The organism is Lentzea albidocapillata, assembly GCF_000719115.1.
Lineage (GTDB): Bacteria > Actinomycetota > Actinomycetes > Mycobacteriales > Pseudonocardiaceae > Lentzea > Lentzea albidocapillata.
The window spans coordinates 64,680-77,531 of sequence record NZ_JOEA01000013.1; the positions used below are offsets into that span (position 1 = coordinate 64,680).

Here is a 12,852-nt window from a genome sequence, read left to right on the forward strand (position 1 = left end):
GAACGGCGTAGTGACGGAGCATCATCAAAGGCACTGTAGTTTGGCCGTGCTCACCCTTCCGAGTGAGTGGTCGGTGTGGTCGTAGAAGGGGCTTACCCGTGAACATCTTCGGGCAGGTCTGGCTGTGGAGCCTGCTGTCCTTCGTTGCGGGAGTACTGCTCACCTGGTTGGTGATGGTGCGCCCCGCACGGAAGCAGATTGCCGACCTCGATGATCAACTTCTTGACGCGCGCCGGAGCGCCTCGCCGGTCGCGGCGCCCGTTCCCGTCGACGACTTCATGGTCGACGAGTGGGACACGCCGCCGCCGCGCTCGCTGAGCGACGAGGTGCTGACGCCGCCCACGGCCGTGCCGGCACTGCCTCCCGCTCCCGCGCCGTACCAGGAGCCGCCCGCCTACTTCGGTGAGCCCGTGCAGGCTCCCGACCCGGTTCCGCCGCCTCCGGTCATCGAGGAGCCCGAGCAGGCGCCTCACGAGCAGGCCCCGTACGAGCAAGAACCGTTCGAGCAGACGCCTTACGAGCAGACGCCTTACGAGCGGGAGCCGTTCGAGCAGGAGCCGTTCGAGACGACCACCTTCGAGGCCCAGCCCGAGCCCGAGGAGGAGCCGGCCGCACAGGTCCGCCAGTACCTCGAGCCCGAGGAGTCGCAGCGCCGCTTCGAGGAGCAGCTGGCCGAGCAGAAGGCACTGGCCGACGCCGAGGACGACCGCCCTCGTTCGCTGTTCGAGCGACTCACGCCGGGGGAGGTCCCCGCCGAGACCCCGGCCGAGCAGACGACGGTCCTGTCGCAGTCCGGGCTCGAGGCCGCGGACTTCGACCAGGAACCCGAACTCCCGGCCGAGCAGACGTCGTACGTGCCCACGGTCGAGCCGGTCGCCGAGCCCGGTGCGCCGGCCAGCGTGCCGACCGCGGGGCCGGAGGTCGACGAGCAGGCCGACGACTTCATCTACCAGCCCCGCGAGGTCTGGTCGCAGGACGAACCGGAGACGTACCTCGACGAGGCCGCCGAGCAGGAGGACGAGCCCGCGGGCACCCGCTCTGAGCAGACGTCGTTCATCGCCGTCGAGGAGAGCAGCTGGCCGGACAACGACCTCACCGGCGAGTACCCCGGCCTGCGCGACGAGATCTCCGGTCAGCTGGACGGGTTCACCGAGCCGCAGCCCGAGGTGGAGCCGGAGTCCCCGGCTGAGCAGACCGGGCTGATCGAGCCGATCGTCGAGCCGGTGGACCTGGACGCGCCGAGCGTGCGCAACGGTGTCTTCGAGTCGACGCTGGCCGAGGAGCAGGAGCCGTACACCGAGCCTGAGCAGGAGTTCGCGCACGAGCCGCACGAGGAGCCCGAGCGGGTCTTCGAGGAGTTCGTCGAGCCCGAGTACACCGGGTCGTTCTCCCAGCAGCCGTTCATGTCACCCGGTGCCCCGCCGCCCGCGCCGTTCTCGGCGTTCGAGCCGCGGGTGGAGTCCGAGGAGACCCAGGAGCGTTCGGTCCGTGCCGTCGGTGCCGCGTTCTCCCACGGAACCGAGGCCCCCGCCGCACCAGCCGCTCCGGCGGCCCCTGCTCCGGTCGCCGAACACCCGCGTTCGCTGTTCGAGCCGCTGCTCGACGCCGACGAGCCGTTGCCGGCGCTCGGCCAGACCCGCAAGCTGCCGGACACGACCGACGACCAGCCGTTCGTGCCGACGTTCGTGCCGAGCGACGAGCCGCTGCTCGCCGCCCCGCCCGAGCCGGAGCCCGAGCCCGTCGACCTGCCGCAGCGCCACACCGAGGCGGGCCTGCCGATCCGCGAGGCCCGGCGCACCACGCCGCAGCGTCAGCAGAGCTTCCCCGCGTTCTCTGCGTTCGAGCAGCCGAAGCAGGAGGCCCCGCCCACGCCGTCGCTCCCGCAGCGCCCGCGTCCGGTCGGCTACTCGCCGTCCACCGGCGGCCGCCCGAACGGAACGCCCGCGGGCTCGGCACCGGCGCGGTTCCAGCAGCCGGAGGGCTTCAACCCGCGCTCGCCGTTCGGTCCCGGCTCGGTGCTGCCGAGGTCGGACGGCCACGCGCCGGCCGCGGACTTCTCGGTGAAGGCCACGCTCACCGGCCGTCGTTACTACAGCGAGGGTTCGGTGAACTTCGGCGACACCCGTGCGGACGTGTGGTTCCGCACCGAGGCCGACGCGGAGAAGGCCGGGTTCCGCCCGGCCCCGTGAGCTCGCACCACAGATGCCAGAGAGGCCCCCACCGCGTTCGGTGGGGGCCTCTCTGGCGGTTCCGGGGTCAGCCGACCACGGTCCAGGTGTCCTTGCCGTGCAACAGCTTGCTCAGGTCCGCGGCCTTGGCTGCCTTGGCCTCGTCGACCTGCGCGCGCACTCCGTCGTCGTACGTCGCGCGGTCCGCACGGCGGAACACGCCCGTGACGGTGTGCGTGAGGTCCTGAGTCGACAGCCGCGAGAGCGCGAACGACAGGTTCAGGTCCGACGCGTCGTGCACGACGATGTCGCTCGCGTCCACGTCCGAGGACTTGGCGACCGCGAGCCCGAAGCCCTCGCGGACCACGCAGTACTCGCCCTCGCGACCGAACCGGATCGGTTCGCCGTCGACGACGTGGATGATCCGCCGCTGTGCCTCGTCCGCGTCCTTCAGCACGTCGAACGCGCCGTCGTTGAAGATGGGGCAGTTCTGGTAGATCTCCACGAGCGCCGAGCCGCGGTGTTCCGCCGCCTGGCGCAGCACCGAGGTGAGACCGGCCTTGTCCGAGTCGAGCGCCCGGCCCACGAACGACGCCTCCGCGCCCAACGCCAGCGACACCGGGTTGAACGGGTGGTCGACCGAGCCGATCGGAGTCGACTTGGTGACCTTGCCCGGTTCCGAGGTAGGCGAGTACTGACCCTTGGTCAGGCCGTAGATCCTGTTGTTGAACAGCAGGATCTTGAGGTTCACGTTGCGGCGCAACGTGTGGATCAGGTGGTTGCCGCCGATGGACAGCGCGTCGCCGTCACCGGTCACCACCCACACGCTCAGGTCCGGCCGCGCCACGGCGAGACCCGTGGCGATGGCCGGCGCACGGCCGTGGATGGAGTGCATGCCGTACGTGTTCATGTAGTACGGGAAGCGGGACGAGCACCCGATGCCCGAGACGAACACGATGTTCTCGCGCTTGAGACCCAGCGACGGCAGGAACGACTGCATGGTGTTGAGCACGATGTAGTCGCCACAGCCGGGGCACCAGCGGACTTCCTGGTCGGACTTGTAGTCCCTGGCCGTCTGCTTCTCGTCGGTGGTGGGAACCCCGGTCAGGCCGGGGAGTCCGATATCGATGGCTGTCACGCCGACACCCCCTTGATCACGTCAGCGAGCACGTCCTGCAGCTCCTCCGCCTTGAAGGGAAGGCCCTGCACCTTGGTGTAGGACACGGCGTCCACCAGGTACTTCGCCCTCAACAGCAACGCCAGCTGTCCCAGGTTCATTTCCGGCACGATGACCTTCTCGTACGACTTCAGCACGTCGCCCAGGTTCTTGGGGAACGGGTTGAGGTGCCGCAGGTGCGCGTGCGCGACCGGGAGGCCGAGCTTGCGGACCCGGCGTGCCGCCGCGCCGATCGGGCCGTAGGACGAACCCCAGCCCACGACGAGGACCTTCGCGTTGCCGTCCGGGTCGTCGACCACGACGTCCGGCACCTCGATGCCGTCGATCTTGGCCTGGCGCAGGCGAACCATCTTGTCGTGGTTCTCCGGGTCGTACGAGATGTTGCCGGTGATGTCCTGCTTCTCCAGACCGCCGATGCGGTGCTGCAGACCAGGGGTGCCGGGCACGGCCCACGGGCGTGCCAGCGTCTCCGGGTCGCGGGAGTACGGCTGGAAGTTCTCCGGGTCCGTCGCGAACTCGACCGTGAGGTCGGGCAGCGTCTCGACGTCCGGGATCATCCACGGCTCGGAGCCGTTCGCGATCGCGCCGTCGCTCAGGAACAGCACCGGGGTGCGGTACTTCAGCGCGATCCTGGTCGCGTCGACCACGGCGTCGAAGCAGTCCGAGGGGGACTGCGGCGCCACGATCGGCACCGGCGACTCGCCGTTGCGGCCGAACATCGCCTGCAGCAGGTCGGCCTGCTCGGTCTTCGTCGGCAGACCGGTGGACGGGCCACCGCGCTGCACGTCGATCACGAGCAGCGGCAGTTCGGTCATCACGCCGAGACCGATGGTCTCGGACTTCAGCGCGATGCCGGGGCCGGACGTCGACGTCACACCGATCGCGCCGCCGTAGGACGCGCCGAGGGCGATGCCGATGCCCGCGATCTCGTCCTCGGCCTGCACCGTGGTGATGTCGAAGTTCTTGTGCTTGCTGAGCTCGTGCAGGATGTCCGACGCCGGCGTGATCGGGTACGTGCCGAGCACGACGGGCAGCTTCGAGAGCTGGGCCGCCGCGACGATGCCGTACGCCGTCGCCGTGTTGCCGGTGATCTGGCGGTAGGTGCCGACGTTGAGCTTCGCGGGCGCCACCTCGTAGGTGACGGCGAAGGCCTCGGTCGTCTCGCCGTAGTAGAAACCGGCGCGGAACGCCAGGACGTTGGCCTCGGCGATGTCCGGCTTCTTCGCGAACTTCTCGCGCAGGAACCGTTCCGTGCCCTCGGTCGGCCGGTGGTACATCCACGACAGCAGGCCGAGCGCGAACATGTTCTTCGCGCGTTCGGCGTCCTTCTTGCCGAGGCCGGTCTCTTCGAGGGCGCCGATGGTCAGCGTCGCCATGGCGACCTTGTGGACCTGGAACCTCTCGAGTGAGTCGTCCTCGAGCGGGTTCGAGTCGTACCCGACCTTCGTCAGGTTCCGCTTCGAGAACTCGTCGGTGTTGACGATGAGGATGCCGCCGTCCGGCAGGTCGACGACGTTCGCCTTGAGCGCGGCGGGGTTCATCGCGACGAGAACGTCGGGACGGTCACCGGGCGTCAGGATGTCGTAGTCGGCGAAGTGCAGCTGGAACGACGACACACCGGGCAGGGTTCCCTGTGGTGCGCGGATCTCGGCGGGGAAGTTGGGCTGCGTGGCGAGGTCGTTACCGAACGCCGCCGCTTCCGACGTGAACCGGTCTCCGGTGAGCTGCATGCCATCACCGGAGTCGCCGGCGAAGCGGATCACAACGCGATCCAGCTTGCGGGTCTCAGTGCTCATTCCTACGCCGATACCTCTCTCCAAGGGTGGCCGTGCCCCACCACGAGGGTAGTCGCCAGGACCGCCTGCGAGACGGGCCGTGTACCACCAGGCGAGACGAACTGTCCCAGCTGCCGCAACGGGTCCTTGACTTAACGGTAAGCACAGCACTACCAGCGGATACCCGAATGCGGCAGACGTCACCCTCGATACCTGTTACCCAAGGTAACACTTACCGTCCGCTGATCCGAGCCTTCATCGCGGCAAGCCTCGCAGCGAACTCTGGAGTGTCGATCGAAGCGACCTGTGGGATCAGCTCGAGTTCGACCGCTTCCGCGTGGTCGTGCATTGCATCGGTCGCCCGCATCGTCGCCTTGATCGTCCGGACGAGTTCCGCCGGCGCCTCGGCAGAGGCCCTCGCCAGCTCTTTGGCCACTGCCAGTGGGTCTTCGGCCCTGGCGTAGGCGAGTCCGTGCGCGACGGCCTGGTCGGCGTCCAGGATCTGCCCGAAGAGCGTCATGGCCGTCGCGGTCTGCCCGTTGGTGATCCGCTGCAACATCCACGTCATGCCGCCGCCGGGGTGGATGCCGAGCTGCAGGAACCGGGCGTCGAACCTCGCCTTGGGCCCGGCGATCCGGACGTCCGCCGCGAGCGCGAGGTTGAGCCCGGCGCCGACCGCAGCACCGTTGACCGCGGCGATCGTCGGGATGGTGGCGTTGGCCACCGCGAGGAAGCCCTTGTAGATCTTCTTGAGGCCCTCGTCCTTGGAGTTGCCGAGCTGGGTGAGGTCCGCGCCGGCGCAGAACGCGGGCGGCGCACCCGTGATGACCAGCGCGTTGGCCACCAGTTCCGCTTCCTCGACCTTGTCCGCGAGCTGCTGCGACAGGTCGATGGTCAGTGCGTTGCGCCGCTCCGGATCGTTGATCGTGATCACGGCGACGGACTCGTGGTGCTCCAGCAGAACCTCAGCCATGCCCGAACCCTAAGGCGCGAGCGGCCGGTCCAGGAGCCGGGACAGTACGACCGTCGACACGGTCCTGTCGATGATCTCGACGGCCCGCAGCCGCTCCAGTGCGGTCTCCAGGTGGTGGATGTCCGCGGCCCTCAGGTGCACGATCGCGTCCGCGGCCCCCGACACCGTGTAAGCCGCGCTGACCTCGGCCATCGGCTCCAGCCGGTGCTGGATGTCGTGCGGCGCGACGTTCCCCTTGCAGTGCACCTCGACGAACGCCTCGGTACCCCACCCCAGCGCCTCCGGATCCACCACCGCCGTGAACCCCCTCAACACCCCTGTGTCCAGCAGTTTGTCGACCCGCCGCTTCACCGCGGGCGCACTCAACCCCACCTCCTTGCCGATCTCCGCGTAGCTGGAACGGGCGTTGGCCATGAGGCACGAAATGATTCGCTGGTCGATGCTGTCCACACGCAACATTCTGCCCTAGTTAACGCAATGTCGCGGCGTTGTTCGATGGTCTAGCTGCCGTTTACATTTCGATCCATGACCGTATCCATCTCCGGGCCCGGCGAGCCGATCACGCTCGACATCGCCGCACCCCTCGCGCCGGCACAGGATCTCCTTCCTGGGCGCGTGCCGACGACCCGTCGGTACCTCATGTGCCCGCCGACGTACTTCACGGTGGAGTACGCCATCAACCCGTGGATGGATCCCACCCAGCCCACCAGCACAACGCTGGCCGTGGAGCAGTGGACCGCGCTCAAGGAGACCTACGAGCGCCTGGGCCACGACGTACAGGTCATCGAGCCGGTACCGGGCCTGCCGGACATGGTCTTCTCAGCGAACAGCGGCACCGTCATCGACGGCCGAGTCCTGGGCTCCAGGTTCAGGGCCTCCCAGCGCTCGGCCGAAGCCGACCACTTCCGCAGGTGGTTCCTGTCGTCGGGCTACAAGTCCGTCGTCATGCCCACCGCCGTGAACGAGGCGGAGGGCGACTTCACCTGGACCGGCTCCCTGCTCCTGGCCGGCACGGGCTTCCGCACCGACCCAGGCGCGCACGGCGAGGCCCAGGAGGTCCTCGGCGTCCCGGTCGTGTCCCTGCAACTGGTCGACCCGCGCTTCTACCACCTCGACGTGGCGCTGTTCATGCTCGACGACCAGTCCCCGTCCCCCCTGGTCGCCTACTACCCGGAAGCCTTCTCGCCGGGCTCGCAGCAGGTCCTCCGCCGCCTCTTCCCGGACGCCGTCATCGCCAACGACGACGACGCCGTGTGCCTCGGGCTGAACGCGGTGTCCGACGGCAAGCACGTCGTCATGCCGGTCGAGGCGACGCATTTGGCTGAGCAGGTGGCGCGGCGCGGGTTCGAGCCCGTGTTCGTGGACATCTCGGAGCTGCGCAAGTCGGGTGGCGGCCCGAAGTGCTGCACGATGGAACTGCGCGGCTGACCTCGCCCGCGCAGTGCTTGATCTGCGCTCGGTGAAGGCTGGACCAGCCTTCGCCAGCGCAGATCAGTCGCGTGGGACGTTCCGCTGAACTCTCGCGTCACGTCCCGATTCTCGAACGACTCACACGCTTTGCAGGGGCGGATAGGGATCGTCGGGTGCAGGCGGGGGCGCGAGCTTGGCGTTGAGCGCCTGAGCTTCCTGAAGCTGGTCTTCCAAGGTGACGATGCGGCAGGCGGCGTCCAGTCCCGTGCCCTGGTCGACCAAGGTGCGGACGCGAGAGGCCAGACGCAGTTGGTAGCGGCTGTACCGGCGGTGCCCGCCGGCTGAGCGCTGGGGCTCGATGAGCTTCGCCTCGTCGAGGCTGCGCAGGAAGTTCGCCGTCGTGCCGAGCAGTTCCGCGGCCCGGCCCATCGTGTAGGCGGGGTAGTGCTCGTCGTCGAACTTCTCGGTTGTGGTCTGCGGTTCGTTGCTCGCAGATTCGTTGCTGCCTGGGGTCATCGCGCCTCCACATCACGAGGGGCCCCGGTGCAGTAGCACCGGGGCCCCAGGGTTGTTGGGTTTCACTTCCACCTAGCCGACCGTGAGATCGACATCCTCTGTCCGCATGCCCCGTACTAGAAGCGGGCGCTGCGGGGATCGCGTGTGCGTAACCGAAGACCACCTTCCAATCTGATGGAACCGCGGTACCCGTTCGGCGGAGTTCAGCCGAAATCGGGCGATCCGATGGTGTGTAACCCTTCCCTTCTCCTCTGAGTACTGACTTTCCTTCTCTCACGTGGCTGTCGGCTCCGGACCTCTTGCACATGCCGGATTCACCTCACCGACCGCCCTTGGTCACCTGCCAGAACCCCTTCCACTGATCGGCTCCGGCAAATCTGACCGTCCTGCACTTGCTTCACGGGTAGTTCGTCATCTCCCGTGTCATGTTCTCTCGTCCAACACGGAGAAGACTACACACGCCCGGCGGACAATGTCTACTCCCGTCACCATAGATTTCCTCGATCGGGTGACGCAGCTGTGCTGACCTGGTCTGATTCGATCAGTCCGCCCGGCAGCGAGGGCTCAGCCCGCTAGTTCCCACCGCACGAAGCGCATCGTCGAGCTGAAGCCCGCTCGCTCGAAGATGCCGAACGCCCCAGTGGAGTTCTCCGAGTCCACGCTCAGCAGCGCGCGGTCATAACCCTGCTCGGCGGCCGCCCGAAGCGCATGGCCAAGCAGAGCGCTCGCAACGCCACGGTTCCGATAGGCAGGCAACGTCCCGATGACCATGAAGTGCGCGTCACGAACGCCGGTGGCCTCGGTATCGGCCTCCCAGTTCATCGTCACCAACAGCCCAGCCGCCACCCCGTCGCCATCGCGCAGCAGGAAGCTGGCGGAGGGCCGGAACGTCTGGTTGGTGACCTTGTTCTTCCAGAGCTTCACCGGCATCGGCGTCGAGCCCCAGTTCTCGCGGTACGCCTCGTTCCGTACACGCCGGAACTCCTCGTCGGCTGCCTCCGACCACGGTTCGATCCGCGGGTCAGCGGATGGCCCGACGTCGAGGAGTGCGTGTTCCATGCGCTGGAAGTAGCGGACCGGAGTGAATCCGGCGGCACCGAGGAGTTCGGCCAGGCCCGAGATGTGCTCGGCCTTGTGGACGTTGATCGCGAGCCGAAGCGTCGGGTGGTGCAGCGCGTGCAGGACGCGGGCCGACTCGATCCCGGCCCGCACCAGCCGGGTGCCGACGCCCTGACGGCGATACGTTGGGTGGACGCCGCCGTCCAGGGAGACGCGGTGGACCTCTGAGGCGGTCGGCCGGTACTGGATCTTCATGTAGCCGACCATCACGTCGCCGTCGAAGGCCGCGAGGCTGCCGCGTTCCAGGTCCGCGTACGGGTCGATCAGCTCGGTGAAGGTGTCCTCCGCCGTGTAGTTCTCTCCGATCTTGTCGACGGCCTCGATGGCGTTGAGGAGGTCGGCCGACGTTTCGGCGTCATCGCGGCTGAGGGGGCGCCAGTTGAGGCTTGCGATCATGCGCCGAACGTAATCAGGCCCGTGCGGGCCTGTCTCTCGACTTTGTGGTCGGCCTCTGGTGGCCGCAGTAACTTCGGACGGGTGACCGACATCCTCGTGATCGGCTTCGATCCCCACACCATCCCCGGCTTCGACCCCGCACCGGTCGCCGCCGGCATCGAGCAGGGCAGCAGGGCGTTCGCCGAGCTGGGCCTCACCGAGGACCTCTTCCTCGTCGACTTCGCGGAACTGGACGGCCGCGCCCAGGCCAAGCTCGTCGAGAAGCTCGAAGCCAGGAAGTACGACTGCGTTGTGGTCGGCGGCGGCATCCGCAAGGGACCCGGCCTGCTGGAGCTTTTCCAGGTCGTCGTCAACGAAGTGCACTGGCGCCAGCCGGAGGCCGCTATCGCCTTCAACGACAGCCCCGGCGACAGCCCGGACTGGGTTCTCAAGGCGCTCGAACAGAAGCGCAAGAGTTAACCCACAACATCGGGTGAACCGGACGGGCAGCCTCTCCGTACCCCTCGTCAGACCCAGAAAAACGCTGTCCAGCGATCAAGTCCCCGCAGGTCAGCACCCCGCACCCCAATGCAACCACGAAGCGTGACGGCATCACTCGATCGCGTGGTCGTGGACGTAACCCATAACGAGAGCCGGACTAGCAGCGAACTAACAGACAGCTCCGCCAGTTCGTCAGGAGGCAACGATGAACTTACGCAGGACGCACACGGCTTGTTGACTGTCTGTCAGCAACGGATAGCCCAGCTCATCGGAAACGTGACGAGAGTCACCCAACGGGCGCTCAAGCTTGCCTGCGCTCGTGACGCGAGGTTACGTTCTCGCCCGCCGATAACGGTTTGGTCACCGGCAGGACACAGGACCAGTAGTACCTAGGGTCCAAAGTCCGGCTCGGAATCCCCCGCTGAGACAGCCCGGTGGCCAAGCTCCCCGACGCAGGAGGCTCCCCCTTGGCCCGGCACAGCAAGGCCGATGGCCGAACCGTGTACACGGTCGTGCCCAAGCAAGAAGTCAAGCCCGGCGCTCACCGCGTCGAGGACGACAAGGTTCCGCTTGCCCACCGTGTGAGCGCGATCGTCGTCGCCGCAGGTGTCGCCGCCGGCACCGCGGCCATCGCCAACGCCGCCACCAGTGGTACTCCGACCGACCTCGCCGCGGGTGCGGCCGAGCTGGGCGCTCTCCCCGACCAGCAGGTCAAGACCATCCAGACGGTTCACGACGTGAACCCTGGCAGCCAGGTCGGCCGTCTTCTGCAGTTCCAGCAGATGTACGCGCAGCAGACGTTCGAGCAGGCCACGAAGGTCGCCGCGGACGCGCACGCTCAGCGCGAGGCAGCTGCCAAGGCCGAGGCCGAGCGTCAGATCGAGATGCGCAAGCCCGCCAAGCAGCGCGAGGTCGAGGCCTGGATCAAGGATGCCATCAAGATCCTGCAGGCCAACGGCACCAATATCGACAACGGCTCCGTCGACGAGATCTACACGATCATCATGAAGGAGTCGAACGGCAACCCCAACGCCGTCAACAACTGGGACTCCAACGCGATGCGCGGCACGCCGTCGAAGGGCCTGATGCAGTGCATCGACCCGACGTTCCGTGCGTACAAGCTCGCGGGTTACGACAACATCCTCGCGCCGGTCGACAACATCATCGCGGGCGTTCGCTACACCTACGCGCGCTACGGCGGCTTCCACAACCACCCGGGTCTGGTCAACATGAACCTGGGCGGCGGATACCTGGGGTACTAAAGGCCCCGAATTCGTCGTGTCGGGGTGCGGGAAACCTATCGGCGGACGATGCTGTCAAACAGGTTCACCCACAAGCATGGCGGCCCTAGCGGGCACACGCCCGGTAGTGCTCCCATCGAACGCGATCCCCGAACGCAGGGAGTGGCCGATGAACGAGCAACAGGCACGCGACGACGAGCTGGAGAAGATCCGCTCGGAGGCGACGAGCTGGCTGGCCAAGATGGCCAAAGCCCAACATCGTCCCAACGTCGAGCAACGCAGGCCTGAACACGACGCCATGACACCCGCGAAGAAGTAGTCAGGAAAACGACGGAAGCGCCCCGGTCACGACCGGGGCGCTTCTGTTTGTGAGGGCAGCACGACCAGCGCCAGGCGTTCACAGGGGAGGAGCCTCCCGCTCGAACGCGGCCCACAGGAGCTTCAGCGGGTGGTCCGCCGGGTGCTTCGCCAGCGCGTCGGTCCGCGCGAACACGCCCACGAGCCGTTCCAGCGAGTCGTCGACGAGCTGGACCACGCGCAGGCCGCTTCCCTCGCGCAGCTCGTTGTTCGCCGCCACCACCCCGAGGCCGGACGTGACGATCATCGCGCCCTTGACGAGGTTCGAGCGGAGCAGGGAGATGCCGTACTGGATCTCGTCGATCTCCGCGGCGATGTCGAGACCCTGCCGGTAGTCGGGGCCGAACCAGCCGCGCAGGAACTCGGCGATCAGCCCGGCGGCCGGCACGACCAACGGCACCGACCGCAACGCGGGCACGCGCACGCGGTCCCCGACGACCGTCTCCGGGAGGTTCGTCAGCAGGGCGAGGCCACCCCGCCGCCACTGGATCACCTCGAACTCGGGGCGCTCCCAGCCCTGGCCCGCCCGCGTCACGACGCTGCCGCAGACGATGTCGACCTCCTGCGTCTCCAGCTTCGTCCAGATGTCCTTGGTGCGGATGTGCACGACCTTGAGGTCCACGTCGCGCTCGCGGAACTCGTCCGCCACGTGGTGCCACGCCTTCGCGAGCGTATCCAGCATGTATCGGGTCGTGCCCACGGTGACCGTCGTGCCGAGCTTGCGGCGGCACTCGTGAATTCCGTCCAGCCACTCCGCGAGCGTCTCCCGCGCCAATTCGACGATCGACTCACCAGTCGGCGTGAACAGCACGTCTTTTCCGCGCCCCTGCTTCACCACGAGCGCTTCGCCGCACAGTTCCAGGAAGTTCCTGTTCAACGTGTCGAGCTGCTTCTGCACGCTCGACTGCTCTCGTCCCAACGCCCTGGCCGCGCGTAGGGCCGAACGGGTCTCATGCACCGTGAGCAGGGTCCTGAGCTGGTCCATCGTGGTATCCAGTAGTGCACCGGGCATGTTCAGCAAACGGTGCAGCGAGGTGCTGGTGGGAAGCACCAACTGGGACGAGCCCGACATCGAGACCCTCTCTTGTGTTCTGTCGATCAGTTGAACTGAACTTGACCGCATTTCGCCGACAAATTATCTGCAGATCCTGTTGGCAAATCCCTGGACACTTATGTCGCGGTGTACAAAGCTATCTGCGGCGACCACGCGTGGGAGCCGATTCCGGGGGGAATCATTGGG

The 12,852-nt window shown here is 67.2% G+C and carries 11 protein-coding genes and 1 pseudogene; 5 read left to right on the forward strand and 7 right to left on the reverse strand.

Translation table 11 applies throughout. The features are described from left to right. Positions 1–98: 98 nt before the first annotated feature. On the forward strand, positions 99–2,189 hold the full coding sequence (locus tag IG04_RS0120250) for a sunset domain-containing protein (protein ID WP_030478239.1): 2,091 nt from the start codon (positions 99–101) through the stop codon (positions 2,187–2,189). A 67-nt stretch (positions 2,190–2,256) separates the two neighbouring features. Here the strand turns inward: IG04_RS0120250 and IG04_RS0120255 are convergent, their stop codons facing one another. The 4 genes from IG04_RS0120255 to IG04_RS0120270 all read right to left on the reverse strand — a co-directional run bounded on the left by IG04_RS0120255 (position 2,257) and on the right by IG04_RS0120270 (position 6,543). Continuing rightward, positions 2,257–3,306 carry a 2-oxoacid:ferredoxin oxidoreductase subunit beta gene (locus tag IG04_RS0120255; RefSeq protein ID WP_030478240.1) on the reverse strand — a complete coding sequence of 350 codons (1,050 nt, stop codon included), beginning with the start codon at positions 3,304–3,306 and terminating at the stop codon, positions 2,257–2,259. After that, positions 3,303–5,141: a 2-oxoacid:acceptor oxidoreductase subunit alpha gene (locus tag IG04_RS0120260; RefSeq protein ID WP_051770287.1), complete on the reverse strand. Its 1,839-nt coding sequence runs from the start codon at positions 5,139–5,141 to the stop codon at positions 3,303–3,305. Before IG04_RS0120260 ends, IG04_RS0120255 begins: the two co-directional genes overlap by 4 nt. Before the next feature lie 211 nt (positions 5,142–5,352). Beyond that, complete coding sequence (locus IG04_RS0120265; RefSeq protein WP_030478242.1) at positions 5,353–6,093, reverse strand: enoyl-CoA hydratase; 741 nt, start codon at positions 6,091–6,093, stop codon at positions 5,353–5,355. 9 nt (positions 6,094–6,102) lie between these two features. Beyond that, positions 6,103–6,543 (reverse strand): Lrp/AsnC family transcriptional regulator, encoded by a 441-nt coding sequence (locus IG04_RS0120270; protein ID WP_035913697.1) that lies wholly within the window; start codon positions 6,541–6,543, stop codon positions 6,103–6,105. 75 nt (positions 6,544–6,618) lie between these two features. Here IG04_RS0120270 and ddaH point away from each other — a divergent pair, with 75 nt between their 5' ends. After that, positions 6,619–7,521: a dimethylargininase gene (ddaH, locus tag IG04_RS0120275; protein WP_084400888.1), complete on the forward strand. Its 903-nt coding sequence runs from the start codon at positions 6,619–6,621 to the stop codon at positions 7,519–7,521. A 120-nt stretch (positions 7,522–7,641) separates the two neighbouring features. Here ddaH and IG04_RS0120280 read toward each other — a convergent pair whose 3' ends face one another. Beyond that, entirely contained in the window at positions 7,642–8,019 is a 378-nt protein-coding gene (locus IG04_RS0120280) for a MerR family transcriptional regulator (protein ID WP_030478244.1), read from the reverse strand. A gap of 564 nt (positions 8,020–8,583) precedes the next feature. Then, positions 8,584–9,534: a GNAT family N-acetyltransferase gene (locus IG04_RS0120285; RefSeq protein WP_030478245.1), complete on the reverse strand. Its 951-nt coding sequence runs from the start codon at positions 9,532–9,534 to the stop codon at positions 8,584–8,586. A gap of 81 nt (positions 9,535–9,615) precedes the next feature. Between IG04_RS0120285 and IG04_RS0120290 the strand changes: the two genes are divergently transcribed. The 3 genes and pseudogenes from IG04_RS0120290 (at position 9,616) to IG04_RS46585 (ending at position 11,574) form a co-directional block, all read left to right on the forward strand. After that, positions 9,616–9,993 carry a beta/alpha barrel domain-containing protein gene (locus tag IG04_RS0120290; protein ID WP_030478246.1) on the forward strand — a complete coding sequence of 126 codons (378 nt, stop codon included), beginning with the start codon at positions 9,616–9,618 and terminating at the stop codon, positions 9,991–9,993. 932 nt (positions 9,994–10,925) lie between these two features. Next, positions 10,926–11,276, forward strand: a pseudogene (locus tag IG04_RS45435) (transglycosylase SLT domain-containing protein); the annotation flags it as partial. A gap of 148 nt (positions 11,277–11,424) precedes the next feature. Beyond that, positions 11,425–11,574, forward strand: a complete 150-nt coding sequence (locus tag IG04_RS46585) for a hypothetical protein (RefSeq protein WP_157512956.1) — start codon at positions 11,425–11,427, stop codon at positions 11,572–11,574. Positions 11,575–11,652: 78 nt separating this feature from the next. Here the strand turns inward: IG04_RS46585 and IG04_RS0120305 are convergent, their stop codons facing one another. Then, complete coding sequence (locus tag IG04_RS0120305) at positions 11,653–12,597, reverse strand: LysR family transcriptional regulator (protein WP_338043553.1); 945 nt, start codon at positions 12,595–12,597, stop codon at positions 11,653–11,655. Between the last annotated feature and the right edge of the window lie 255 nt (positions 12,598–12,852).